We start from the raw sequence: 20,450 nt of genomic DNA, 5'->3' as shown, positions 1-20,450 counted from the left end.
TGTCGATCGAACGGTGTTGCCTACAGCTCCAGCCGGTAGAAATGCGTGTCCACCGCCATGCGCGGGAAGCCTTCGGGCAATGCAGCGGCATCGATCGGCACAAAGCCGTTCTTCTCGTAGAACCGGCGCGCGGCATGAAGGCGCTCGATCGTGCCGAGGGTGATCCCAACTATCCCGGCGGCGCGGGCATGATCGACGAGTATGGCCAGCAACCCCGCCGCCACCCCCAGATCGCGCCCACGCGCCTCGGCGGCGACAAACATCTTGCGCAGCGCGCCTTCGCCACTGCCCCCTTTACCACCGCCGAAGCCGATCAGGCCGATAGTGCCGACAATGCGGCCCTCCATTTCGGCGACCCAGAAGCCTCCGGAGCCGGACTGATAGACCTCAGCCACCGCGCGCAGATCGGGCTGGTCCTCGGCGGTGACGGGCACCGCAAACTCGCCCTGCTGGATGGCAAGGATATGCGCGATGACGGCGTCCTCGTCGGACTTGGCGTAGGGGCGGTATTGGATCCCGGGCATGGTCAAAGCGTCTTGTACCCGTCCGTCTCCGCCGCGAGCGTCTCCATCCACCTGGCCAGCGAATCGCGCTTGGCGGGCATCAGCGCCTTGCCTGCGGGCGACAGCACGCGCGCGGGCACATCGCGCAGGTTTTCCTTGAGCATCGGCAGCACCGCCGGGCCATCGGGCTGGCCGCCGTTGGGGTCCGCCAGCGCCATGATCCGCGCCGCGCCGATCGCGCCGAGCCAATCGAGCGCATCGGCATCGTGGAGATAGAGCGATTCGGGCACGGTCGGCGTGCGGTAGTACATGTGTTCACGGATCGCGGCCTGCACGCGTGGCAGCTTCGCCATCGGGAAGCCTGTGGGCGCGAGGATGCTGCCGACGATATCGGCGGCGACGTCCGAATGATCGAGATCAGACTTCTCGTAGGGTTTGAACGCCGCGATATCGTGGAGATAGGCGGCGGCGAAGAGCACGTCGTCGTCCAGCGCAACCTTGTCCGTGGCTGCCATGGCCTTGGCGAGCGCATAGTCGCGGTCCGAATGCGAGGTGCCCCAGGCCGGGTGCTTGCAGTGCTCGATGTTGAACGCGCGCACCTGCTCGCGCCAGCCCACGGGCGGGGAATCGGCAAAGGCGGCGGCCGGAACGGCGGCAAGCGCGAGGGCGGCGAGGAGCAGTTTCATCGGGCGCATGGGGGGCTTTCTCCGCGAAGTTGGCAAGAGGCTAGCACGCGCGGCGGCAGGCGCAATTGGTCCCTGCGGCCAATCACGCTGCCCCGTGCCACGCCACCCACGCACCGTGGGCATGCGCCTCGCCCAGCAGCACCGGCTCGGCGCCGCCGGGCCAGAACCGCACGGTCAGCTCATGCCGGAACGTCTCGCGATTGGTTTCCAGCATGATCCACGCGATACGCTGGCCTGCCTCACCCGCGCCGGTGATCGCCGCCGTGATCCGCGCGCGGGTTTCGGGTGGCAGATATTGCCAGACGATCGAATGGTAGAACACGCGGGTGGTGCCTTCCGCCAGTGGCGCGGAAAGGCGCTGGTCCACCCAGTCCCCTGCATCCATCTGCGTGAGAGTCGGCGGCTGCTCCCCCGCCAGCCGGATTGCCGCGTCGATGCGGGCCATGCGCTCGGTCACCTCGGCCCAGACATAGCTCTTGAGGCGCAGCGCCTCAGCGGGATCGGCGAGGTTCACCGGCGCGCGGTCGCAGCCCTGAATGGACGTTATCTCAACCGGCGCGGGCACAGGCGCAGGCCCACGCCATTCGGGCATGATCCGCATCGGCGAATCCGCCGGGCCGACTTCGGTGCCGCCGAGTTCGTAGTGATAGCGGTCCATCATTGTGTTGACGCCCGCGCTGGCCCCCAGCTCGTTCAGCTCGAAGCGGGGGCCCATGCGCGGTGAAAGCCACAGCAGCGCTGCCATGATCGAGGCAGACCGCCCAGCCTCGTTGGTCTGCGGCGGCCCATCGAGCCATGGCAGCAGCGCCGCGTCGTGCTGGCGGGCAAGGTCCACAATCAGCGCATCCACTGCGTTCTGATCGGTCACTTCCCCGCGATAGACCGCGGCAAGCCGCAGATCCGCGCCGGAGAGGACCAGATGATGGAAGCCCCCCGCCAGCCGCAGCGGCAGCGCATCTTCGAGCGGAATGCCCGGCCAGCTTGCCAGCCGCCGTCCCGTTTCGGTCTCGCCCGAAAGCAGCGCCAGCTGCGCCCGCACCACTCGCGCAGTGCAGGGCGCGCCGTTGTTTGCCGCGTGATCCGCCTGCCAGGCAATCGCTGCCGCGACGTCGTGCGTATCCATGACCCGTTCCATACGGTTGCCCTTTCCGGCCCTTTGCCATAGGGGCGAGCGCGTCATGACCGCGCCGACCCCTATCGTTTTCGCCCTGCCCAAGGGCCGCATCCTCGACGAGGCGCTGCCGCTGCTGGCGGACGCCGGTGTCGTGCCCGAGGCGGACTTCTTCGACAAGGCCTCGCGCAAGCTGAGCTTCGCCACCAGCCGGGCGGACATGACGATCATCCGCGTGCGCGCGTTCGATGTGGCGACCTTCGTGGCCCACGGTGCGGCGCAGGCCGGCATCGTCGGTTCGGACGTGATCGACGAATTCGACTATGCCGATCTCTACGCGCCGGTCGATCTCGATATCGGGCATTGCCGCCTCTCGGTGGCCGAGCCGGCTGATGCTGTCGCCAGCGGGGCGACCGCGCGCGAGAGCCATGCCCGCGTCGCGACCAAGTATCCCAGCCTCACCCGCCGCCACTTCGAAAAGCTCGGCGTTGCCGCCGAAGTCGTGAAGCTCAACGGCGCGATGGAACTGGCGCCTTCGCTGGGCCTCGCCAGCCGGATCGTCGATCTCGTTTCTTCGGGCCGCACGCTCAAGGACAACGGGCTGGTCGAGACGAGCCGGATCATTCCCGTCTCGGCGCGCCTCATCATCAACCGCGCCGCGCTCAAGACCGATCCAGCGCGCATGGGCGCGCTGATCGATACTTTCCGCGAACTCGTAGCGCGCCGGAAGGCCGCCTGATGCAGCGCCTCCACACGCGTGACGCGGGCTTTGCCGAAGCTTTCGCCGCTGTCGTCGGCGACCGGCGCGAGAGCGATACCGATGTCGCGCGCGATGTCTCCGCCATTCTTGCCGACGTCCGCGCACGCGGTGACGAAGCACTGGCGGACTACACCGCGCGCTTCGATGGCCACAATCTGGGCGAGGATTGGCGAATCCCGGCGGAGACCTGCCGCGAGGCTTTCGACGCACTCGATCCGCCCTTGCGCGCCGCGCTTGAACTCGCAGCGGAGCGCATCCGCGCTTACCATGAGGCGCAGCTTCCCGAGCCCCGCGACTATGTCGATGCTGCCGGCGTCCGCCTCGGCGCGAAGTGGGGTCCGGTCGATGGTGCGGGGCTCTATGTTCCCGGCGGACGCGCGGCCTACCCGTCCTCGCTGCTGATGAACGCCATTCCCGCCAAAGTAGCGGGCGTTGGCCGGCTCGTGGTCACCACGCCGACCCCCAAGGGTCAGATCAATCCGCTCGTCCTCGCCGCCGCGCACCTTGCCGGCGTCGATGAAGTCTGGCGCGTCGGCGGTGCGCAGGCGATTGCCGCGCTGGCCTATGGCACGGATCGCATCGCGCCCGTCGATGTGATCACCGGTCCGGGCAATGCCTGGGTGGCCGAAGCCAAGCGCCAGCTCTACGGCGTGGTCGGCATCGACATGGTGGCGGGCCCCTCGGAAATTCTCGTCATTGCCGATGGCGCGAACGATCCGCAGTGGATCGCCGCCGACCTGCTCAGCCAGGCCGAGCATGATCCCGCCGCGCAGGCGATCCTGATCACCGACGACGCCGCGTTTGCCGATGCCGTCGCCGCGGCGGTCGAGGCCGAGATCGCGCTGCTGCCGACCGCCGCCGTCGCCCGCGCCAGCTGGGATGCGCACGGGGTGATCATCGTCGTCGATTCGCTTAAGGAAGCCCCTGCCCTCGCCAACGCGCTGGCGGCGGAGCACGTGGAAATCGCGACAGATGATCCCGAAGCGCTGTTTGCGGGCATCCGCCATGCGGGTTCCGTTTTCCTCGGCCGCTACACGCCCGAGGCCATCGGCGATTACGTGGCGGGACCCAACCATGTGCTGCCCACCGGGCGGCGCGCGCGGTTTGCTTCGGGCCTGTCCGTGCTCGATTTCATGAAGCGCACCAGCTTCCTTTCCGTGAGCGAAGGCTCGCTTGGTGCGGTAGGCCCGGCAGCAGTGGCGCTGGCCGAGGCGGAAGGGCTTGCCGCGCATGCCCGCTCGATCGAATTAAGGCTTGGAATATGACCCGCTCGAAGGCCCCCAATCGATCTGCCGCGCGGCTTGCCGCCGTGCAGGCGCTCTACCAGCTCGAGATGGAGAAACCCCAGCTGCACCTGCTGCTGGACGAGTTCCACATGCACCGCCTCGGCGCGGAGATCGAGGACGACCAGTACCTCGAAGCCGATGTCGCCTTCTTCGACGATGTGGTGCGCGGCGTCGCAGCGCGGCGTGACGAGATCGACGACGTGCTGACGCGCCGGCTGGCGGACGGCTGGTCGATCTCCCGGCTCGACCGCACAATGCTCCAGATCCTGCGCGCAGGTGCCTACGAGCTGATGGCCCGCGCGGATATCAACGTGGGCACCGTGATCGGCGAATACCTCGATGTCGCCCACGCCTTCTTCGACGCGCGCGAGACCAAGTTCGTCAACGGGCTGCTCGATGCGGTGGCGAAGGACGTGCGGAAGTAAACGCCCCCTCGGCAGAGCTCCCCTATCTCGTCATTCCCGCGAAGGCGGGAATCCAGAGCCCCACACCCAGCGCCAGCCGCACTGGATTCCCGCCTTCGCGGGAATGACGAAGAATTGGGTGGGGCTCAGCTTTCAACCAACCATGAGCCGCGTCGCCCGCGAGCGTAACGAAGCAATCAAGGGCAGCTTTACTCGGCCCTAGATTGCTTCGCTACTCTCGCGGGTGACGATAGTCGGAGACCTAGAGCCGCTCGGCGTGCCAGCGGATGTGATCGTCCATGAAGCTGGAAATGAAGTTGTAGCTGTGGTCGTAGCCGTCCTGCAGACGCAGCGTGAGGTCCACACCCGCCGCCTTGCAGGCCGCCTCGAACAGTTCGGGGCGCAGTTGTTCAGCGAGGAAGCCGTCCGCCGCGCCCTGATCGATCAGGACGGCGCCCGCCGGGCGCTTGCCGTCTTCCACCAGCGCGGTCGCATCGTGCGCGCGCCACGCGGCGCGGTCCTGCCCCAGATAGCCGCCGAGCGCCTTGTGGCCCCACGGCACTTGCCCGGGCGCGACGATCGGCGCGAAGGCGGATAGCGACTTGAACTTGTCCGGGAAGGTCAGGCCGATGGTCAGCGCACCGTGGCCGCCCATCGAATGGCCGGTGATGCCCATGCGCGCAGGATCAATCGGGAAATGTTCCTCGATCAGCGCAGGCAGTTCATGCGCGATGTAGTCCCACATGCGGTAGTGCGCCGCGAAGGGTTCCACGGTGGCATTGACGTAGAAGCCCGCGCCAAGGCCGAAATCGTAGGCGCCTTCGGTATCATCCGCCACACCCTCGCCGCGCGGGCTGGTATCCGGCGCCACGAAGATCAGCCCTGCTTCCGCGCAGGCACGGCGGTACTCGCCCTTGTCCGTCACGTTGGCGTGGGTGCAGGTAAGCCCCGAAAGGTAGAACAGCACCGGGAGCTTGGCTCCCGCTTCCACCTGCGCCTTTGCCGCTTGGGGGGGCAGGAAGACCGAAAAGGTCATTCCCGTCCCCGTCGCGGTGGATTGGTGCCGATAGACGCCGAGCGTGCCGCCATGGGCTTTGCTGGTCGAAACGGTCTCGAACGTGGAATCAGGCACCATGGATATCCTGCCTCAGCTGCCGATCACGTGCAGCGCGCACAGCTTGTTGCCGTCCGGATCGCGCAGATACGCAAGGTAGAACGGCGAGCCTTCGCGCGGCCCCGGCGGATCTTCGCAGGCGGTGCCGCCATTGGCGCAGCCGGCCGCATGCCAGGCATCGGCCTGTTCGGGCGTCATCGCGAAGCCGACCGTGCCGCCGTTGGCGCAAGTGGCGGGCTCACCGTTGATCGGCGGTGTGAGCAGGAACATGCTGCCGTTGTGCGCGTAGATGAGCCGCCCCTTGGGATCGACCATCCCGGGATTGCCGCCGAACGCCGCAAACGTGGCGTCATAGAACTTCTTCGAGCGCTCGATATCGTTGCTGCCGAGCATGACGTGCGAAAACATGGCCTCTCCTTTTGTAGTCAGCCTTGTGACCGCCCCGGTTCGGGGTCGGTGCGGAAGGGGGTGTGCCCGCGCGGAGGGGATGTGGTCAAGGGGCGAGCGGAGGGCTGCGCGAGATTTCAATCGGCCCGGTCACGCCGCGAAATGCCGCGCACGAAAATGCCGACGGCATGGGCCACCTGCCGCTCGATCTCGGCATCGTCTGGCGGCGGGATCAGGCCGCTGGAGACGCGCAGATGGAGATCGCCGCGCACCATGGCGAGGAACTGCTCGGCTGCGAGGCGCGGATCAGGGCAATCGATCAGCCCTTCCTCATGAAACCGCGCAAATGCTGGCGTCAGCACGGAATAGGCTGCCTCGGGTCCATAAGCGAAGAAGGTTCGCGCCACTTCGGGAAAACGTTGCCCTTCTCCGTGCACCGTGCGGTGAATGACAAGCGCATCGGGCTGACACAGCCGGGTAAGGAAAATCTTGCCGAAGGCGTAGAGCAGCGAAGCCGGATCGCGCGATGTATCGGCCAGTTCCTCGAGCGGCCCGATCACTGCCTCGCACTTGCGCTGCATCACCGCCTGGAACAATTCCTCCTTCGAGGTGAAATATTTGTAGAGCGTGGCCTTCGATCCCCCCAGCCGAGCGGCGATCGTGGACATCGAGGTGATGCCATAGCCCTCAAGGGCAAACGCCTCCGCCGCTACGGCGAGGATGTTTTCTCTCCGTTCGTCAGGGCTTTGTCGCCCCAGCCTCCCCTTGGCCAATGTCTCGCTAGTGACCATTCCGTACACTTATTCACTTGACTCGGCGGAAGCAAGCCTTCATCTCGTTAGTGACCGAACCGTACTGTCATTATGGTGTCATCGATGCACTTGGGTATTCCGCCAAAGCACGTCCGCAAGGCGCTGCGCACCGTTCTCTTGCTCGGCAGTTGCGGCGCGCTGGCCGGGTGCGCCACCGTGCCTGATCTCGGCCCGCGTCCCGCCCTGCGCGATCCGTCCACGCTGGGCGCGGTCGCCGTTCCGGCGGATGCAGCCACGGGCCAGTGGCCCGGCGATGGCTGGTGGAAGGACTATGGCGATCCGCAGCTTGCCGCGCTGATCGAGGAAGCGCTGGCAGGTTCGCCGACGCTGGCGGCCGCCGATGCGCGTGCCCGCAAGGCGGCGGCCTATGCGCAAAGCGCTGGCGCCGCGCTGCTTCCCTCGCTCAGCGCCGATGGCCAGGTGACCGAAGTCAAGCAGAGCTACAACAATGGCTTCCCCGCGCAATTCGTGCCCAAGGGGCTGAACGATACCGGACGCGTCAGCCTCGATCTCAACTACGAGCTCGATTTCTTCGGCAAGAACCGCGCAGCCCTGCGCGCCGCAACATCGGAGCGTGAAGCCGCCGGGCTCGAGGCACGCGCGGCCCGCCTGGCACTAGCCACCTCGGTCGCCGCTTCTTACGCCGATCTCGCCCGACTCGCCGCCGAGCGCGAGGTGCAGCTGGCTGCGGTGCAGCAGCGCGAGGAAGTGGCCGCGCTGGTCGCTCGCCGGGTGACGAGCGGGCTCGACACGCGCGGCGAGCAGCGTCAGGCCGATGCCGCAGTGCCACTGGCGCGGGGCGATCTCGCCGCGACGGACGAGGCCATCGCGCTCACCCGCAATCGCATCGCCGCCCTGCTCGGGGCCGGGCCGGAGCGCGGCGCGGCGATTGCCCTGCCCTCGCCCCGCAGGCTGACCACCCCCGGCCTGCCCGCCAACCTCGCGCTCGATCTTGTCGGCCGCCGCGCCGATATCGCTGCCGCGCGCCGCCGCGCCGAAGCTGCCGGGGCGCGCATCACCGTCGCGCGCGCTGGCTTCTATCCCAACGTCAATCTCATGGGCTTCATCGGCCTGCAATCGCTGGGCCTCGGCAATCTGACCGCCCAGGGATCGGACATCGCGCAAGCCGGCGCTGCAATCAGCCTGCCGATCTTCTCGGGCGGGCGGATTCAGGGCAACTACCGCGCCGTGCGGGCCGATTTTGACGAAGCCGTGGCGCAGTATGACCAGACCCTCGTGCGCGCGCTCAATGAAGTAGCCGATGTGGCTGCCTCGCAGCGCGCGCTCGGGGTGCGGCAGGCTGAGGCTCATGCCGCGCTCACCGCTTCGGAGGAAGCCTACAGCATCGCGCGGCGGCGCTATGAAGGCGGCCTTTCGCCCTATCTCTCGGTGCTGACGGCGCAGGACGCGCTGCTGCGCAACCGCCAGCTTGTCGCCGCGCTCGATGCGCGTGCGCTGACCCTCAATGTAGAGCTGATCCGCGCCCTTGGCGGCGGATACGGCCCGAAAGCCTGAAGAAAGATCACCCGATGGCCGACCGCGATCCCCAGATCATGCTCGAAGAGACCGAAACCATGGCGCCTCCCCCTCCCGACGCCCCCACCAGCGATCCGGCTGGCAAGCGCAAGCGCGGCTTTGCCATTCTGGGCAGCGTCGTTCTCGCGGCCATGATTGTCTATGGCGGATACGAATGGCTGTTCGCGGGCCGATATGTCGAGACCGACAACGCCTACGTCGCGGCCGAGATCGCGCCCGTCACGGCGCTGGCACCAGGGACGGTGATCCGCGTCGCCGCGGTCGATACGATGCAGGTGAAGAAGGGCGACGTGCTGATCGAGCTCGATCCGGCCGATGCACGCATTGCCGTGGCCGAAGCGGAAGCCGCCGTGGCGCAGGCGCTGCGGCGCGTGAACCAGACGGTCGAGACCGGGACAGCGCTGGCCGCGCAGGTTCAGGCAACCGATGCGGATATCCGCCGCAAGCAGGCGCTTGTCGGTGTCGCCTCCGCGAACCTTGCCCGCGCCCGGATCGATCTCGCGCGGCGCGAGGCGCTGGTTTCGGGCGGTGCGGTTTCGGGCGAGGAACTTTCGAGCGCACGCAATGCCTTCGCGGCGGCGCAGGGCCAGCTGACCGTTGCCGAAGCGGACCTTGCGCAGGCGCGTGCCTCGCGCGGATCGGCGCAGGGGCAATCGAACGCAAATGCCGCGCTGGTCGGCGGTACGGCGCCGGCCGGAAACCCCGACGTGCTGGCCGCCAAGGCGCGGCTCGAGCGCGCGAAGCTCGATCTTGCGCGCACCGTGATCCGGGCGCCGGTCGATGGCATCGTCACCCAGCGCGCCGTGCAGGTGGGCCAGCGCGTCGCCGGCGGCACTGTCCTGATGACGGTGGTTCCGCTGGGCGAGGCGCATGTCGATGCCAACTTCAAGGAAGGCCAGCTGCGCGGTGTCGCGCCGGGCCAGCCGGTCGAACTCACCTCGGACCTCTATGGCTCGGGCGTGGTCTATCACGGGCGGGTCGCGGGCTTCTCGGGCAGCACGGGATCGGCGCAGGCGCTGATCCCGGCGCAGAACGCCACCGGCAACTGGATCAAGGTGGTGCAGCGCCTGCCCGTGCGCGTGACGCTCGATCCGAAGGAACTGCAGGCGCATCCGCTGCGGGTCGGTCTTTCGATGACCGCGACGATCGACACCGGAGCGAAGTGAGATGAGCGGCGGCGCTGCGCTGGACGCGAGGCCGGAGGGACTGAAAGGCTGGCAACTCGTGCTGGCCGGGCTCAGCCTCGCACTGGCCAACTTCGTGGTGGTGCTCGACATCACCATCGCCAACGTTTCGGTGCCGCATATCGCCGGCAGCCTTGCCGTCTCGCCCTCGCAGGGCACCTGGGTGATCACGTCCTATTCGGTGGCAGAGGCGATCTGCGTACCGCTCTCGGGATGGCTCGCGGCGCGCTTCGGCGCGGTGCGCGTGTTCCTGACCGCGATCATTGGCTTTGCGCTGTTCTCGCTGCTCTGCGGGATTTCGCGCAGCCTTGAAGCGCTGATCGTGTTCCGCATCCTCCAGGGCCTCAGCGGCGGGCCGATCATGCCGATGTCGCAGACGCTGATGGTGCGCATCTTCCCGCCCGAAAAGGTGGGCATGGCGCTGGGCCTGTGGAGCATGACGGTGGTCGTCGCGCCCATCCTCGGCCCGATTTTCGGCGGCACGATCTCGGACAGCTGGAGCTGGCACTGGATCTTCTTCATCAACTTGCCGGTGGTGGCATTCTGCGCGGTCTTCGCGGTGCGCTATGTCCTGCGCTTCGAGACGCCGACGGTGCAGCGGCCGATCGACTATATCGGGCTGGTGCTGCTGGTGATCTGGGTCGGCGCGCTGCAGATCATGCTGGACGAGGGCCGCAATGCCGACTGGTTCGCCAGCCCGTTCATCTGCACGCTCGCGGTCATCGCGGTGATCGGCTTCGCAGCGTTCCTGATCTGGGAGTTGACCGAAGCCAATCCGGTGGTCGATCTCTCGGTGTTCCGCCAGCGCGGCTACAGCGCGGCGGTTGCCGCCCAGAGCATTGCCTACGCCGGGTTCTTTTCCGCCATCGTGGTCATCCCGCTCTTCCTCCAGACCAACCTTGGCTACACCGCGACGTATGCCGGCTATGCCACGGCGTTCGTCGGCGTGCTCGCGGTGTTGATGTCGCCCGTGGCCGCCGGCATGATGGCCCGGTACGACGTGCGCATGCTGGTCTCGTTCGGCGTCTGCTGGCTTGGCGCAATCTCGCTGCTGCGCACCGGCTGGGTAAGCCAGATGGACTTCTTCACCATCGCGCTGCCGCAGTTCCTGCAGGGGCTGGGCATGCCGTTCTTCTTCATCGGCACGACGTCGCTGGCGCTGGGATCGGTGCGCCCGGATCAGACCGCCTCGGCGGCAGGCCTGCAGAACTTCATGCGCACCTTGGCAGGGGCCTTTGCCACTTCGCTTGCGACGACGATGTGGGAGCGCGAGGCCAAAATGGCGCATGAGGACCTTGCCGGCCTAGTTCATCCACTGCCGCAGGGAACGGGATTCACCGCCGAGCAGGGGCGAATGGTTCTCGAGCGAATCGTCCAGACCGAAAGCGTAACCCTGGCGACAAACGCGGTATTCTGGGGGTGCACCGCCTTGTTCGCACTCGCAGCGATATTGGTCTGGCTGGCACCGCGTCCGCGCAGCGATGTCGATCTCAGCGCCGCACATTGATGGTTAATCTATTGTTATATTGCTATTTTATTTCGCACAGCCGTGTACCGGGCATGTGCGACCTGCATCCTCATATCAATCAGACAAAATCGCATGGTAACAGCGACAAAGCAGATTTTGTGCCAGATTGAATGTATTTTTATTTTATAAATTAATTACTTACTGCAAATGCGAGCCGATGACGCAATCGCTCTTTGCGAACGCAAATTACCTATGATAGTTACTTTCCCTGAGGGTCCATACGTGGATCGGGGTCCAATAAGAAAATCGCAGTTTACCTTCGCCGCTTGCGAGGCGCCGCTTTTGTGTGGAGTAGAAAGATGGCTAACCCCCCCGCTGGCTTTATAGCCCGGGCGATGTGTGCACTTGCAGCCGCATCGCTGATTGCAGCACCTGTGATGGTTTACGCTGATGCAGGCGCACCAGCAAAGCACAAGAAGTCCTTCAAGAAGAAGAGCCTTGCTCGCAAGGGCAAGCACAAGCGGAAGCGTTCGGCAAAGTATATGCCGAAGACGACGACCGTGACGACGACGACGACGACGACGACGCCGGCACCCCCGCCGCCGCCTCCCCCGCCGCCGCCTCCCCCGCCGCCGCCTCCGCCGCCTCCGCCGCCGCCTCCGCCACCTCCGCCTCCGCCGCCTCCCCCGGCTGGCTATCACCCCAATCTCGGCTTCATCTTCGGTGGTGCCGTGCTGGGTGGCGGTATCGGTGCGCTGATCGGCACGAACACGAACGACAGCCCCGGCGGCTGATCGCCTCTGTTCAAGGTGAATACCGGGACGGCCCGGCCTCGAAAGGGGCCGGGCCGTTTCGCTTTGGGGCCGATCGATGGGGCCTCGTCGCAGCGCCCCGATCTTTCGCGCCGGATTTCTGCGCTTCAGTGCAGTTTTTAACGCTCGTTTGACGCTGGACCCGCGCCTCATTTGACGCACGCTCCCTAGCACAGGCTCATCGGCGCCGACGGGGACTAGACTCCGCGACCCACGGGGGAGCGCGGCGCCGAAACCGACAGGAGAGCAAAAAATGACCCACAAGACATTCTTCACGGCCGCCTTCGCACTTGCCTCGGTGCTCGCACAGCTCTGATCCCCGCACCACATCGCCACAACGGTCAGCAAAGGGCCGGGAGCACCACGCTCCCGGCCCTTTCGCTTGTGCCTCTCTCGACCGGCGCGGCGGAATCTTCCCCGGGCAAACCGCGCTGGCCCGAGAACATTTTCACCGCTGCTGCACTTTTGACGGTCGACTCACGCTCGCTTTGCGCTGGCCCTGACGCTGCCCCCCTAGAACCACTTCATCGGCAGCACGAACCGCCGAAACTTCACGGGAGAGCCACCATGAACACCAAGACCTTCCTCGCCGCCACGATCGCCGCCACCTTCACCTTCGGCGCGATGGCCACCCCCGCCTTCGCCAGCGCAGCTCCGGCTGCGGACGAGACAACCGTGCAGGTCGCGGTCGTCACCACTGCAGACCTCAACCTTGCGAGCGAAGAGGGGCAGTCAACGCTGAAGGCCCGCATCGCTGGCGCCGTTAACCGCGTCTGCGGCACGTCCACCGGCACGATTACCCCTCAGGAGCGCCTCGCGATCAACGCCTGCCGCGCCAAGGCCCGCACCGCAGCGCTTGCCGCCGCGAAGTCGCGCGGGGACCAGATGCTCGCGCAGCGCTGATCGCGCGCACGCCGCACCGGTCAGCACGGGCCGGGAGCATTGCGCTCCCGGCCCGCTTGCATGTTTCGGGTCCGGAGTGCGCCGGCGCCGTGCGAGGCTGGTGGACATTTCCGCCTAAGCATGGATACTTAGCCTTGGAGGGCGGGAATGAAACGGCACAAGGCGGTCTGCACGCAGTCGATGCGGAGGCATCTCTGACAGCCGCGACCACACCCGATTCGCGCATCAAGGTTGCCATCATCGGCGGCGGCTGCGCATCGATGGCAACGGCCTGGGAACTGACCGGGCCGGAGCATGGTGGCCGCTATCATGTCACGGTCTATCAGGAAGGCTGGCGGCTTGGCGGCAAGGGCGCCTCGGGCCGGGGCGAGAACGGGCGGATCGAGGAGCATGGCCTCCACATCTGGCTCGGCTTCTATGACAACGCCTTCCGCATGATGCGCGCCTGCCACGCGGAGCTGGAAGCAAAGGGCCTCGGCCATCTCTATGGCGATTTCCGCGATGCCTGGACGGCGGAGAACGACGTCGCGCTCTGTTCCGCCAGCGAGGCGGGCGGGTTCCAGCGCTGGCAGGTACACATGCCGCCGCGCGCTGGCTATCCCGGCGATCCGCTGGCGCCAGACGCGGTGTTCAGCCTGCAATACTACATGGCCGGCGCTTTCGATCTGCTGCGTGCGCTGGTGCTCGATACCACGGTCGATGGGCAGGGCCTCATCACGCGCTTCGATGCGCCGCACGCAGCGGGTCCGGCTAACCCGGCGGAGCTGGCCGCGCGGATCGCCGAACTGGCGCGCATGGGGCTGTTCGCCTCTGCCGCCCTGATGGCCGAAGTGCTCGGGGTGTTGGCTACGCTGGTGCGTTCAGTCAGCCCGGCGACGGCGGGCCTGCTCATGAGCGCGGTGGACGCACTGGCCGTGCCGCTGCGCCAGTGGATCGAGGATCGCTTCCTCGCCGATCATCGCCTGCGCTTCCTGTGGGAGATCGCCGATCTCACGCTCGCGACGCTGACCGGGTTTCTGCGCTACGGGATCATGTTCGATCCGCGCGGGCTCGATGCGATCGACGATTACGAGTGCCGCGAATGGATGCGGCTCAACGGCGCCTCGCTGCGCTCGCTGCAATCACCGTTCCTGCGGGGTCTCTACGATCTCTCGATGGGCTATGAGGACGGTGATCCCGCAAAGCCGCGCCTCTCCGCAGGGCAGGGCCTGCGCGGCACCTTGCGCACCTTCTTCGGCTATCGCGGCGCATTCATGTGGCGGATGCGCGCCGGGATGGGCGATGTGGTCTTCGCCCCGCTCTATACCGCGCTGAAGGAGCGCGGCGTGGATTTCCGCTTCTTCCACCGCCTTGCCGATATCGAGCTCGACACGGCAGGCACCCATGCCGCCCGGCTGCGGTTCGATGTGCAGGCGCAGATCGCAGGCGGCGGAGAGTACCAGCCGCTCATCGATGTGCAGGGCCGCCCGTGCTGGCCTTCCGTGCCGGACTACAAGCAGCTCGAACGCGGCGATGCGCTGCTCGCAGAAGGCCGCAAGTTCGAATCGCACTGGGACCGCCGCCGCGAGGGCGAAGCGGTGCTCGAAGTAGGCCGCGATTTCGACATGGTCGTGCTGGGCGTCGGTGTGGGTGCCGTCCCGCACTGTGCCAACGGCATCGTCTCACGCGATCCGCGCTGGCAGGCGATGTGCCGCGATGTAAAAACGGTGGCCAGCCAGGCCTTCCAGGTGTGGCTGAACAAGGATCTCGAATCTCTGGGCTGGCCCGGAAACAACGCGGTCAACCCGGCTTACATCACCGGCGCCTTCGCCAAGCCTTTCGATACCTGGTGCGATATGGCGCATGTCGTGCCCGAAGAAAGCTGGAAGCGACCGCCAGCAACCTCGGTCTATTTCTGCGCCGTGCTGCGTGATCCGGCGCAGCCTCCCGCCGAGGGCGACATGACCTATCAGCCGGCCCGCGATGCCGAAGTGCGCGCCAATGCCGAAAGCTTTCTCGAAGGCCCCGTTCGCGCGATCTGGCCGGGCGCCTATGACGCCGCCGGCCAGTTCCGCTGGGACGTGCTCAAGGCCGACGAAAGCGGCGGGCCGGAGCCGGAAGGCCGCGCCCGGTTCGCCACGCAGTACTGGCGCGCCAACGTCAACCCCTCGGACCGCTATGTGATCCACACCCCCGGCAGCTGGCGCAGCCGCATCTCGCCGCTCGACCGGACTTACGACAATCTCACCATCGCCGGAGACTGGACCGACAGCGGCTTCCACTCCGGCTGCGTCGAAGGGGCGGTCATGTCGGGATTGCTGGCTGCCCATGCCATTTCCGGTGCGCCGGACCTCAAGGACATCATCGCCTATGACCACCCCTGAGCAGCACGATCCGGTGGCCGCAGTCTCTGGCCCGGATCAGCGGGTGACCCGACCCGTGGCCGCCCGCTCCGCGCCCCATCGCAAGCCGATCACCAGCGCAGCGGCACAAGCGCCCACGGCTTCGCCCGCGCCCGATCCCGCGCCGGAGGGCGGCGCCCGCGATCCCGATGCGCTCGTGGTCAACGAAGCCATCGCGGACACGGTGCGCACGGCCTACGATGTGCTGAGCGACACGATCGGGCAGGGCCGCAAGGCCGCCGAGCAGTTCCGCGCCGGCGCCTACAACGTGCGCGATGTACCCGATGATGTGCGCCACATGGCCGCCAATCTGCTGGGCCTCGCCAAACAGCTCAGCAGCGCGACGTTCGATATCTGCGAAGCCCTGCTGCGCCAGATGGACACCCTGATGACCCCGCCGCCGCCGGGTTCGACCCCCGTGCCACCGTTTCAGGAGGTCAAGCCCCAGCACCCGGCCCCGCATCCCACGCGGCATCCAGGATCGCACCCGATCTCCGGCACGGCGGCGGCCGCGATCCAGCTCAACGTGCGGTTTGACGGCAAGCGCACCGCCAAAGCGCACACCGCCACGCTGGCGCGTCCGGATTCGCCCACCGGGGCGGACCAGATCAGCTGCGGCGGCCTCGTCCCTCACGGCATCATCGCGCCGCCGATTGCCCGGGTCGCTTTCGAGACGAACGCGGGCGGGCTCGGCCTCACCGTGATGGTCTTTGTTCCGCCAGATCAGCCCGCTGGCGTCTATTCCGGCGCGGTCCATTGCACCACGCAGCCGCTTCCGCTTGGCCAGCTGGTGGTCGAGATCGCGTGATGGCGGCCCACGGCGCCCTACTCCAGCGCTACGGCGCCACCACGCGGGCGGAAGTCATGCGCTATCTCGCGGCGGGAGCGCCGTCCCCGTTCCTTGACGACATGCTGGCGGACTATCCCTCACGCGGCGGCAAGATGCTGCGGCCGGCAATCTGCCTCGCCAATGCTTCCGTGTTTGGCGGCGAGGCCCCCGCAGCAGCCGTGCGCGCGGCGGCGGCGATCGAGATGCTGCACAATGCGCTGCTGATCCACGACGACGTGCAGGACGGCAGCGAACTGCGCCGTGGGAAGCCCACGCTCCATGCGCTCCACGGCGTGCCTCTGGCCATCAACGCTGGCGACGCGCTGCTGTTTGCCGCCTTCGGCCCGCTGATCGACGCAGTGAGCCCGCTGGGCAGCCACGTGATCCGGCAAGTGATGGACGTGACTGCGACGATGGCGCGCCAGACCGCCGAGGGCCAGGCGCTTGAACTCGGCTGGCGTGACCGCAACGTGACCGGCCTGACCGAAGCCGACTACATGCGCATGGCGCTCAAGAAAACCGCGTGGATGGGGATGATCTGGCCGGCGCAACTCGGCCTCATCATCGGCTCGCGCGGGCGGCTCGATCCGGAAATGGTCGTGCGGTTCGGCTATTTCCTCGGCCTTGCCTTCCAGATCGAGGATGATTTGCGCAACCTCTCGGAAGACCCCGGCTACGGCAAGGAGCAGAACGGTGACCTTGCCGAAGCCAAGCGCACACTGATGCTGATCCACGTGCGCGCCGCCTGCGATGAGGCGGAACGCGCCCGGCTCGATGCCTTCCTCGGTCTCAGCCGCGAGGAGCGCAGCGCGCAGGATGTGCTGTGGCTGGCCCGCCTGATGCACGCGCGCGGCTCGATCGAGCATGCCCGCAAGGTGGCCGCTGCGATGGCAGGCGCGGCGGAGCACGAGTTTGCTGCGGTCTATGGCGCGCTGCCACCTTCGGAGGAACGCGCGTTCCTCGGCAGTCTCGTCCGCTGGGTGTTTGACCGGGCATGAGCCGCGCGCTGCTCTATGGAGCCTCTGGCTATACCGGCAGAGCCATCGCGGCGGCGCTGGCGGGCGAGCTTGAACTGGTGCTGGCGGGCCGCAATCCGCAGGCGGTGCGCGCGGTGGCGGAGCCGCTGGGCCTGCCATGGCGGGCCTTTCCGCTCGATGCGCCAGAGGCCCTGCACGCGGCGCTCGCCGATGTGGACGCGGTGCTGCATGCCGCCGGGCCGTTCGCGGCCACCGCCATGCCGATGCTCGATGCCTGTCTGGCAAGCGGCACGCACTACCTCGATCTCGGCGGTGAATGGCGGGTGATCGAGGCGCTGTTCGCCCGCGATGCCGAAGCGCGGGAAGCAGGCATCGCGGTGCTCCCCGGTGCGGCGCTCACCCCGGCGGTGACAGACTGCCTGCTGCTCGCGGCGGTGGAGCGCTGGCCCGATACCCGCGCGCTGAAGCTCGGCATCTCCGCAGCCGAAGTCGTCTCGCGCGGGAGCGTCGCGACGATGGCAGGGCTTGCCGATCCGGGCACGGTGATCCGGCGCGGCGGCGCGCTGGCGATGGTGCCGGCGGGAAGCCTTGCCGCCATGTTCGATTTCGGCGCAGGGCCGTGCGAAACGGTGGCGACCGACTGGGCCAGTGTGATCACCGCCGGCGCGCTGACCGGGGTGCCCGACATCGCGATCTATTCCGCGATGCACTGGTCGATGCGCGCGGGCTATCGCGCTTCGGGCATCGGCATGGGGCTGACGGGTGCCGCGCCGTGGCGCATGGCGGGCTCGGCCATGGCGCGCGTCTGGCCCCAGGAGCCCGATGAGGCCCGGCGCGAGGCGGCGCGTTTTACCATGATTGTCGAAGCGCACGACCCCTGGCGGCGGGTGCGGCGTCTCTCCATGGAAACGCTCGATGGCTACGGCGCGAGTGTGCGGATCGCCTGCGAGGCGCTGCGCCGCGTGCTGCAAGGCGGCGCTCCCGCCGGCGTTTCCAGCCTGGCTGCCGCGTTCGGATCACGGTTTGCGGTGGAGGCGGGCGCCGCGCGTTTCCTCACGGAAGACAGGAGCACGGCGGCATGAACACACGCATCCCCTACGTCCAGTCCGCCGCCAGCCAGCAGGTGCCCCCGCCCTATCACTTCCCCGGTGTGACGGTGAATGCCTTCTACCTCAACGTATCGATGGCCAAGGTTCAGGAATACTGCGACCGCTATCTCAATATCGGTGATGAAAAGACGCGCGGCTACGTCTATCGGCCGGTGCCGTTCTGGCCATACGCGACCGTGCTGTTTCTTGACTACCCGACGATGATCAGCTCGGCCCCAGCGAGCGCGCATCTGGGCGAAGTGGCCTACTCCGATCGCGGCGCGATCAGCCAGACCGAAGTCTTCGTGGCAATCCCCGTCATGCGCTATGGCGTGGGCGCGGCGAAGCTCATCACCGATACCGCGGTCGAATGGGCCCTGCCCTTCATTGTCGTCGGCAATCCGATGTCGAGCGTGTGCGGGCGCGAGATGCTCGGCCTCGGCAAGCTGCTCGCCGATATCGAGATCGGCGAGGGCCGCTATCCGGACAGCTTTCGCGGCAAGATCAGCCTTCCCGGCTGGCCCGACAGCGAAACCGGCACAATGCAGGCGCAGCAAGAGTTCATGAGGGTCGAGACGAAGCCGTTCCTGCCGACCCCGACCGGGACCCAGCCGCCGCGCCGCACCTTGGCAAGCCTCCTCGAAAGCCCGGAGGCGTCGAAGCTGCTGGGCGGCGTGGCCACCGCCGCCAACTTCATCGACACCTTCTCGCTGGGGCTGATCCCCACGGCAATGCGCACGGTGGGCCTGAAGCAGTATCGCGATGCCGCCAATCCGCACCGCGCGGTCTATCAGGCGCTGGTCACGTGCCGGGCGCAATACCTCAACGTGCGCGACGTGCGCTTCTACAACGAGAAGGACATCGACCTCACCTTCAACGACCTCGCGAGCTTCCACCAGATCCTCGAGGTGTTCCTCGACGTGGGCAAGGAACCCACTGGCAAGCCGTTCTCGGTGAATACTGTGGCCGGCTGCCGGTTCATGGCAGACATCAACTTCGACACGATGCGGATCATCCGCGAGTTTCCCATCGACCGGGATGGCCTGCCGCCCACGACCGGCTCAAGCGATCTTGTCGCGCGCTGGTATCGCCCGCTGCGCGGCTTCTTCGGTCCCCGCCGAGGAGTGGGCCTGCCATGACCGCATTCATCGAATCCTTCTCGACCGACCAGCTGCTGCCACCGTGGCAATCGCTCGGCGCGCGGACGTGGTTGTTCGTGATCGCGGTCGACCGCGGACTGATCGCGCAGCACCTGGACACGCGCTTCAATGCCGCCGCGCCGGACCGGGCGCCCTTCCACTACACCCCGCTGCCGGGCAAGACTTATGGCCTGCTCTGCGTGACGCGGCATGAAAGCCTCTCGAGCACCTGGGAGCACCGGACCGGCTGCGATACGGTGAGCCATACCGAGCTCGTCTGGACCTTCCCCGCGCTGCGCTACAGCGTCGGGGCGGACAATCTGCTTCACGATCCGCACCGGGTGTGGATCCAGCCGTTTGCGTTCACCGACAACAGCTATGTGATGTTTTCTGCGCGCGAGATCTGGGGCACGGAAATGGGCATGGCGGCGCTGCGCATGGCGGAAGGTGCCGCCCCGGCGGACCTTGCGATCGACATGGCGATCGAAGGCATGGCGAAGTTCGATCCCCACGCGCAAAGCCAGAGCATCGGCTGCATGCGCATGGGTCTGAGGCCAACGGCGGCAATGGCAAGCCTCGGCCAGTTGCTCGATGAGGAAAGCGATCTCAACACCTTCGTCGACATCCTGCTCGCCGACGGGATCTTCACCGGCAGCATCGACAGCGGCATCGGGACCGACTCGGCGGGGATGGAAGTGAACACGCTGCGCCAGTTCCGCGATGTGTTCGACATGGACTGCGCCGCCTACCGCGCCATCGTTTCCTCGACAGTGCAGCACAGCAATATCCGCGACCTCGCATTCTTTTCCGGCGCGAACACGGTGGTCGAATTCCTCTGCTCGGACAGCATGGAGGAAACGCTCCACGCCACATTCGGCGGGGGCGTTCACAGCCCGCAAACGCAGCTCGCCGTGCCGCCCCCCTCGCTCAACGCGAAAGGGACCCCGCCGACGAATTGGGACATGGCGTATCTGCCGATCGAGGTGGCGCTGGGAATTTCCTACACCGCCGATGCCCAATTCCACATCCGGACGACCTTGCACACCTACGGGCAGACCGCCTGAATGGCT

Annotated in this window: 20 protein-coding genes; 14 read left to right on the top strand and 6 right to left on the bottom strand. The window is 66.9% G+C overall.

All coding sequences use genetic code 11. The features are described 5' to 3' along the window. Nucleotides 1–20: 20 nt before the first annotated feature. From ACO06X_RS15295 to ACO06X_RS15285, 3 genes are all read right to left on the bottom strand, one after another. Nucleotides 21–524, bottom strand: a complete 504-nt coding sequence (locus ACO06X_RS15295) for a GNAT family N-acetyltransferase (RefSeq protein WP_421837080.1) — start codon at nt 522–524, stop codon at nt 21–23. A 2-nt stretch (nt 525–526) separates the two neighbouring features. Next, a complete protein-coding gene (locus tag ACO06X_RS15290; protein ID WP_421837079.1) occupies nt 527–1,189 on the bottom strand; it encodes an HD domain-containing protein in 663 nt (220 codons plus the stop codon). A gap of 82 nt (nt 1,190–1,271) precedes the next feature. Further along, the gene (locus tag ACO06X_RS15285) at nt 1,272–2,312 is read right to left on the bottom strand and encodes a DUF2332 domain-containing protein (RefSeq protein WP_421837078.1); all 1,041 of its coding nucleotides are present in this window, start codon (nt 2,310–2,312) and stop codon (nt 1,272–1,274) included. A 55-nt stretch (nt 2,313–2,367) separates the two neighbouring features. Between ACO06X_RS15285 and hisG the strand changes: the two genes are divergently transcribed. Genes hisG through nusB form a run of 3 tightly spaced genes read left to right on the top strand, consistent with a single transcriptional unit; the run spans nt 2,368 to nt 4,771 of the window. Continuing rightward, nucleotides 2,368–3,039 (top strand): ATP phosphoribosyltransferase, encoded by a 672-nt coding sequence (gene hisG, locus ACO06X_RS15280; protein WP_421837077.1) that lies wholly within the window; start codon nt 2,368–2,370, stop codon nt 3,037–3,039. Beyond that, nucleotides 3,039–4,325 (top strand): histidinol dehydrogenase, encoded by a 1,287-nt coding sequence (hisD, locus tag ACO06X_RS15275; RefSeq protein ID WP_421837076.1) that lies wholly within the window; start codon nt 3,039–3,041, stop codon nt 4,323–4,325. Before hisG ends, hisD begins: the two co-directional genes overlap by 1 nt. After that, complete coding sequence (gene nusB / locus ACO06X_RS15270; protein ID WP_298171302.1) at nt 4,322–4,771, top strand: transcription antitermination factor NusB; 450 nt, start codon at nt 4,322–4,324, stop codon at nt 4,769–4,771. Before hisD ends, nusB begins: the two co-directional genes overlap by 4 nt. A 241-nt stretch (nt 4,772–5,012) precedes the next feature. Here the strand turns inward: nusB and fghA are convergent, their stop codons facing one another. The 3 genes from fghA to ACO06X_RS15255 form a co-directional block, all read right to left on the bottom strand. Beyond that, a complete protein-coding gene (fghA, locus tag ACO06X_RS15265; protein WP_421837075.1) occupies nt 5,013–5,882 on the bottom strand; it encodes an S-formylglutathione hydrolase in 870 nt (289 codons plus the stop codon). A gap of 15 nt (nt 5,883–5,897) precedes the next feature. After that, entirely contained in the window at nt 5,898–6,272 is a 375-nt protein-coding gene (locus tag ACO06X_RS15260) for a VOC family protein (protein ID WP_421837074.1), read from the bottom strand. A gap of 116 nt (nt 6,273–6,388) precedes the next feature. Continuing rightward, nucleotides 6,389–7,042 carry a TetR/AcrR family transcriptional regulator gene (locus ACO06X_RS15255; protein WP_421837073.1) on the bottom strand — a complete coding sequence of 218 codons (654 nt, stop codon included), beginning with the start codon at nt 7,040–7,042 and terminating at the stop codon, nt 6,389–6,391. 84 nt (nt 7,043–7,126) lie between these two features. On the opposite strand from ACO06X_RS15255, the gene ACO06X_RS15250 reads away from it, so the two are divergent. From ACO06X_RS15250 to ACO06X_RS15200, 11 genes are all read left to right on the top strand, one after another. Then, nucleotides 7,127–8,578: an efflux transporter outer membrane subunit gene (locus ACO06X_RS15250; protein ID WP_421837072.1), complete on the top strand. Its 1,452-nt coding sequence runs from the start codon at nt 7,127–7,129 to the stop codon at nt 8,576–8,578. A gap of 14 nt (nt 8,579–8,592) precedes the next feature. Continuing rightward, complete coding sequence (locus tag ACO06X_RS15245; RefSeq protein ID WP_421837071.1) at nt 8,593–9,765, top strand: HlyD family efflux transporter periplasmic adaptor subunit; 1,173 nt, start codon at nt 8,593–8,595, stop codon at nt 9,763–9,765. Between the two features lies 1 nt (nt 9,766). Beyond that, complete coding sequence (locus tag ACO06X_RS15240) at nt 9,767–11,290, top strand: DHA2 family efflux MFS transporter permease subunit (protein ID WP_421837070.1); 1,524 nt, start codon at nt 9,767–9,769, stop codon at nt 11,288–11,290. Nucleotides 11,291–11,688: 398 nt separating this feature from the next. Next, nucleotides 11,689–12,045: a hypothetical protein gene (locus ACO06X_RS15235; protein WP_421837069.1), complete on the top strand. Its 357-nt coding sequence runs from the start codon at nt 11,689–11,691 to the stop codon at nt 12,043–12,045. Nucleotides 12,046–12,630: 585 nt separating this feature from the next. Continuing rightward, nucleotides 12,631–12,966 (top strand): UrcA family protein, encoded by a 336-nt coding sequence (locus tag ACO06X_RS15230; RefSeq protein WP_421837068.1) that lies wholly within the window; start codon nt 12,631–12,633, stop codon nt 12,964–12,966. 89 nt (nt 12,967–13,055) lie between these two features. After that, a complete protein-coding gene (locus tag ACO06X_RS15225) occupies nt 13,056–15,329 on the top strand; it encodes an FAD-dependent oxidoreductase (protein ID WP_421837067.1) in 2,274 nt (757 codons plus the stop codon). Next, nucleotides 15,316–16,155 carry a hypothetical protein gene (locus tag ACO06X_RS15220; protein WP_421837066.1) on the top strand — a complete coding sequence of 280 codons (840 nt, stop codon included), beginning with the start codon at nt 15,316–15,318 and terminating at the stop codon, nt 16,153–16,155. The genes ACO06X_RS15225 and ACO06X_RS15220 overlap by 14 nt, the downstream gene beginning before the upstream one ends. After that, complete coding sequence (locus tag ACO06X_RS15215; RefSeq protein ID WP_421837065.1) at nt 16,155–17,174, top strand: polyprenyl synthetase family protein; 1,020 nt, start codon at nt 16,155–16,157, stop codon at nt 17,172–17,174. Before ACO06X_RS15220 ends, ACO06X_RS15215 begins: the two co-directional genes overlap by 1 nt. Beyond that, nucleotides 17,171–18,235 carry a saccharopine dehydrogenase family protein gene (locus ACO06X_RS15210; RefSeq protein ID WP_421837064.1) on the top strand — a complete coding sequence of 355 codons (1,065 nt, stop codon included), beginning with the start codon at nt 17,171–17,173 and terminating at the stop codon, nt 18,233–18,235. Before ACO06X_RS15215 ends, ACO06X_RS15210 begins: the two co-directional genes overlap by 4 nt. Then, the gene (locus ACO06X_RS15205; RefSeq protein ID WP_421837063.1) at nt 18,232–19,380 is read left to right on the top strand and encodes a hypothetical protein; all 1,149 of its coding nucleotides are present in this window, start codon (nt 18,232–18,234) and stop codon (nt 19,378–19,380) included. The genes ACO06X_RS15210 and ACO06X_RS15205 overlap by 4 nt, the downstream gene beginning before the upstream one ends. Further along, nucleotides 19,377–20,444: a hypothetical protein gene (locus ACO06X_RS15200; RefSeq protein WP_421837062.1), complete on the top strand. Its 1,068-nt coding sequence runs from the start codon at nt 19,377–19,379 to the stop codon at nt 20,442–20,444. The genes ACO06X_RS15205 and ACO06X_RS15200 overlap by 4 nt, the downstream gene beginning before the upstream one ends. Nucleotides 20,445–20,450 lie beyond the last annotated feature (6 nt).

Source organism: Novosphingobium sp. (assembly GCF_965229225.1).
GTDB lineage: Bacteria > Pseudomonadota > Alphaproteobacteria > Sphingomonadales > Sphingomonadaceae > Novosphingobium.
The sequence above is the reverse complement of the archived record's forward strand: the minus strand, read 5'-3'. Positions and strand labels throughout refer to the sequence as shown.

Coding starts and splice junctions, on each gene's coding strand:
- nusB (WP_298171302.1), top strand. CDS start 4,322: ATGACCCGCTCGAAGGCCCCCAATCGATCTGCCGCGCGGCTTGCCGCC.
- ACO06X_RS15200 (WP_421837062.1), top strand. CDS start 19,377: ATGACCGCATTCATCGAATCCTTCTCGACCGACCAGCTGCTGCCACCG.
- ACO06X_RS15245 (WP_421837071.1), top strand. CDS start 8,593: ATGGCCGACCGCGATCCCCAGATCATGCTCGAAGAGACCGAAACCATG.
- ACO06X_RS15255 (WP_421837073.1), bottom strand. CDS start 7,042: ATGGTCACTAGCGAGACATTGGCCAAGGGGAGGCTGGGGCGACAAAGC.
- hisG (WP_421837077.1), top strand. CDS start 2,368: ATGACCGCGCCGACCCCTATCGTTTTCGCCCTGCCCAAGGGCCGCATC.
- ACO06X_RS15240 (WP_421837070.1), top strand. CDS start 9,767: ATGAGCGGCGGCGCTGCGCTGGACGCGAGGCCGGAGGGACTGAAAGGC.
- hisD (WP_421837076.1), top strand. CDS start 3,039: ATGCAGCGCCTCCACACGCGTGACGCGGGCTTTGCCGAAGCTTTCGCC.
- ACO06X_RS15220 (WP_421837066.1), top strand. CDS start 15,316: ATGACCACCCCTGAGCAGCACGATCCGGTGGCCGCAGTCTCTGGCCCG.
- ACO06X_RS15235 (WP_421837069.1), top strand. CDS start 11,689: ATGGTTTACGCTGATGCAGGCGCACCAGCAAAGCACAAGAAGTCCTTC.
- ACO06X_RS15285 (WP_421837078.1), bottom strand. CDS start 2,312: ATGGATACGCACGACGTCGCGGCAGCGATTGCCTGGCAGGCGGATCAC.
- ACO06X_RS15290 (WP_421837079.1), bottom strand. CDS start 1,189: ATGAAACTGCTCCTCGCCGCCCTCGCGCTTGCCGCCGTTCCGGCCGCC.
- ACO06X_RS15230 (WP_421837068.1), top strand. CDS start 12,631: ATGAACACCAAGACCTTCCTCGCCGCCACGATCGCCGCCACCTTCACC.
- ACO06X_RS15210 (WP_421837064.1), top strand. CDS start 17,171: ATGAGCCGCGCGCTGCTCTATGGAGCCTCTGGCTATACCGGCAGAGCC.
- ACO06X_RS15205 (WP_421837063.1), top strand. CDS start 18,232: ATGAACACACGCATCCCCTACGTCCAGTCCGCCGCCAGCCAGCAGGTG.
- ACO06X_RS15250 (WP_421837072.1), top strand. CDS start 7,127: ATGCACTTGGGTATTCCGCCAAAGCACGTCCGCAAGGCGCTGCGCACC.
- ACO06X_RS15260 (WP_421837074.1), bottom strand. CDS start 6,272: ATGTTTTCGCACGTCATGCTCGGCAGCAACGATATCGAGCGCTCGAAG.
- ACO06X_RS15215 (WP_421837065.1), top strand. CDS start 16,155: ATGGCGGCCCACGGCGCCCTACTCCAGCGCTACGGCGCCACCACGCGG.
- ACO06X_RS15295 (WP_421837080.1), bottom strand. CDS start 524: ATGCCCGGGATCCAATACCGCCCCTACGCCAAGTCCGACGAGGACGCC.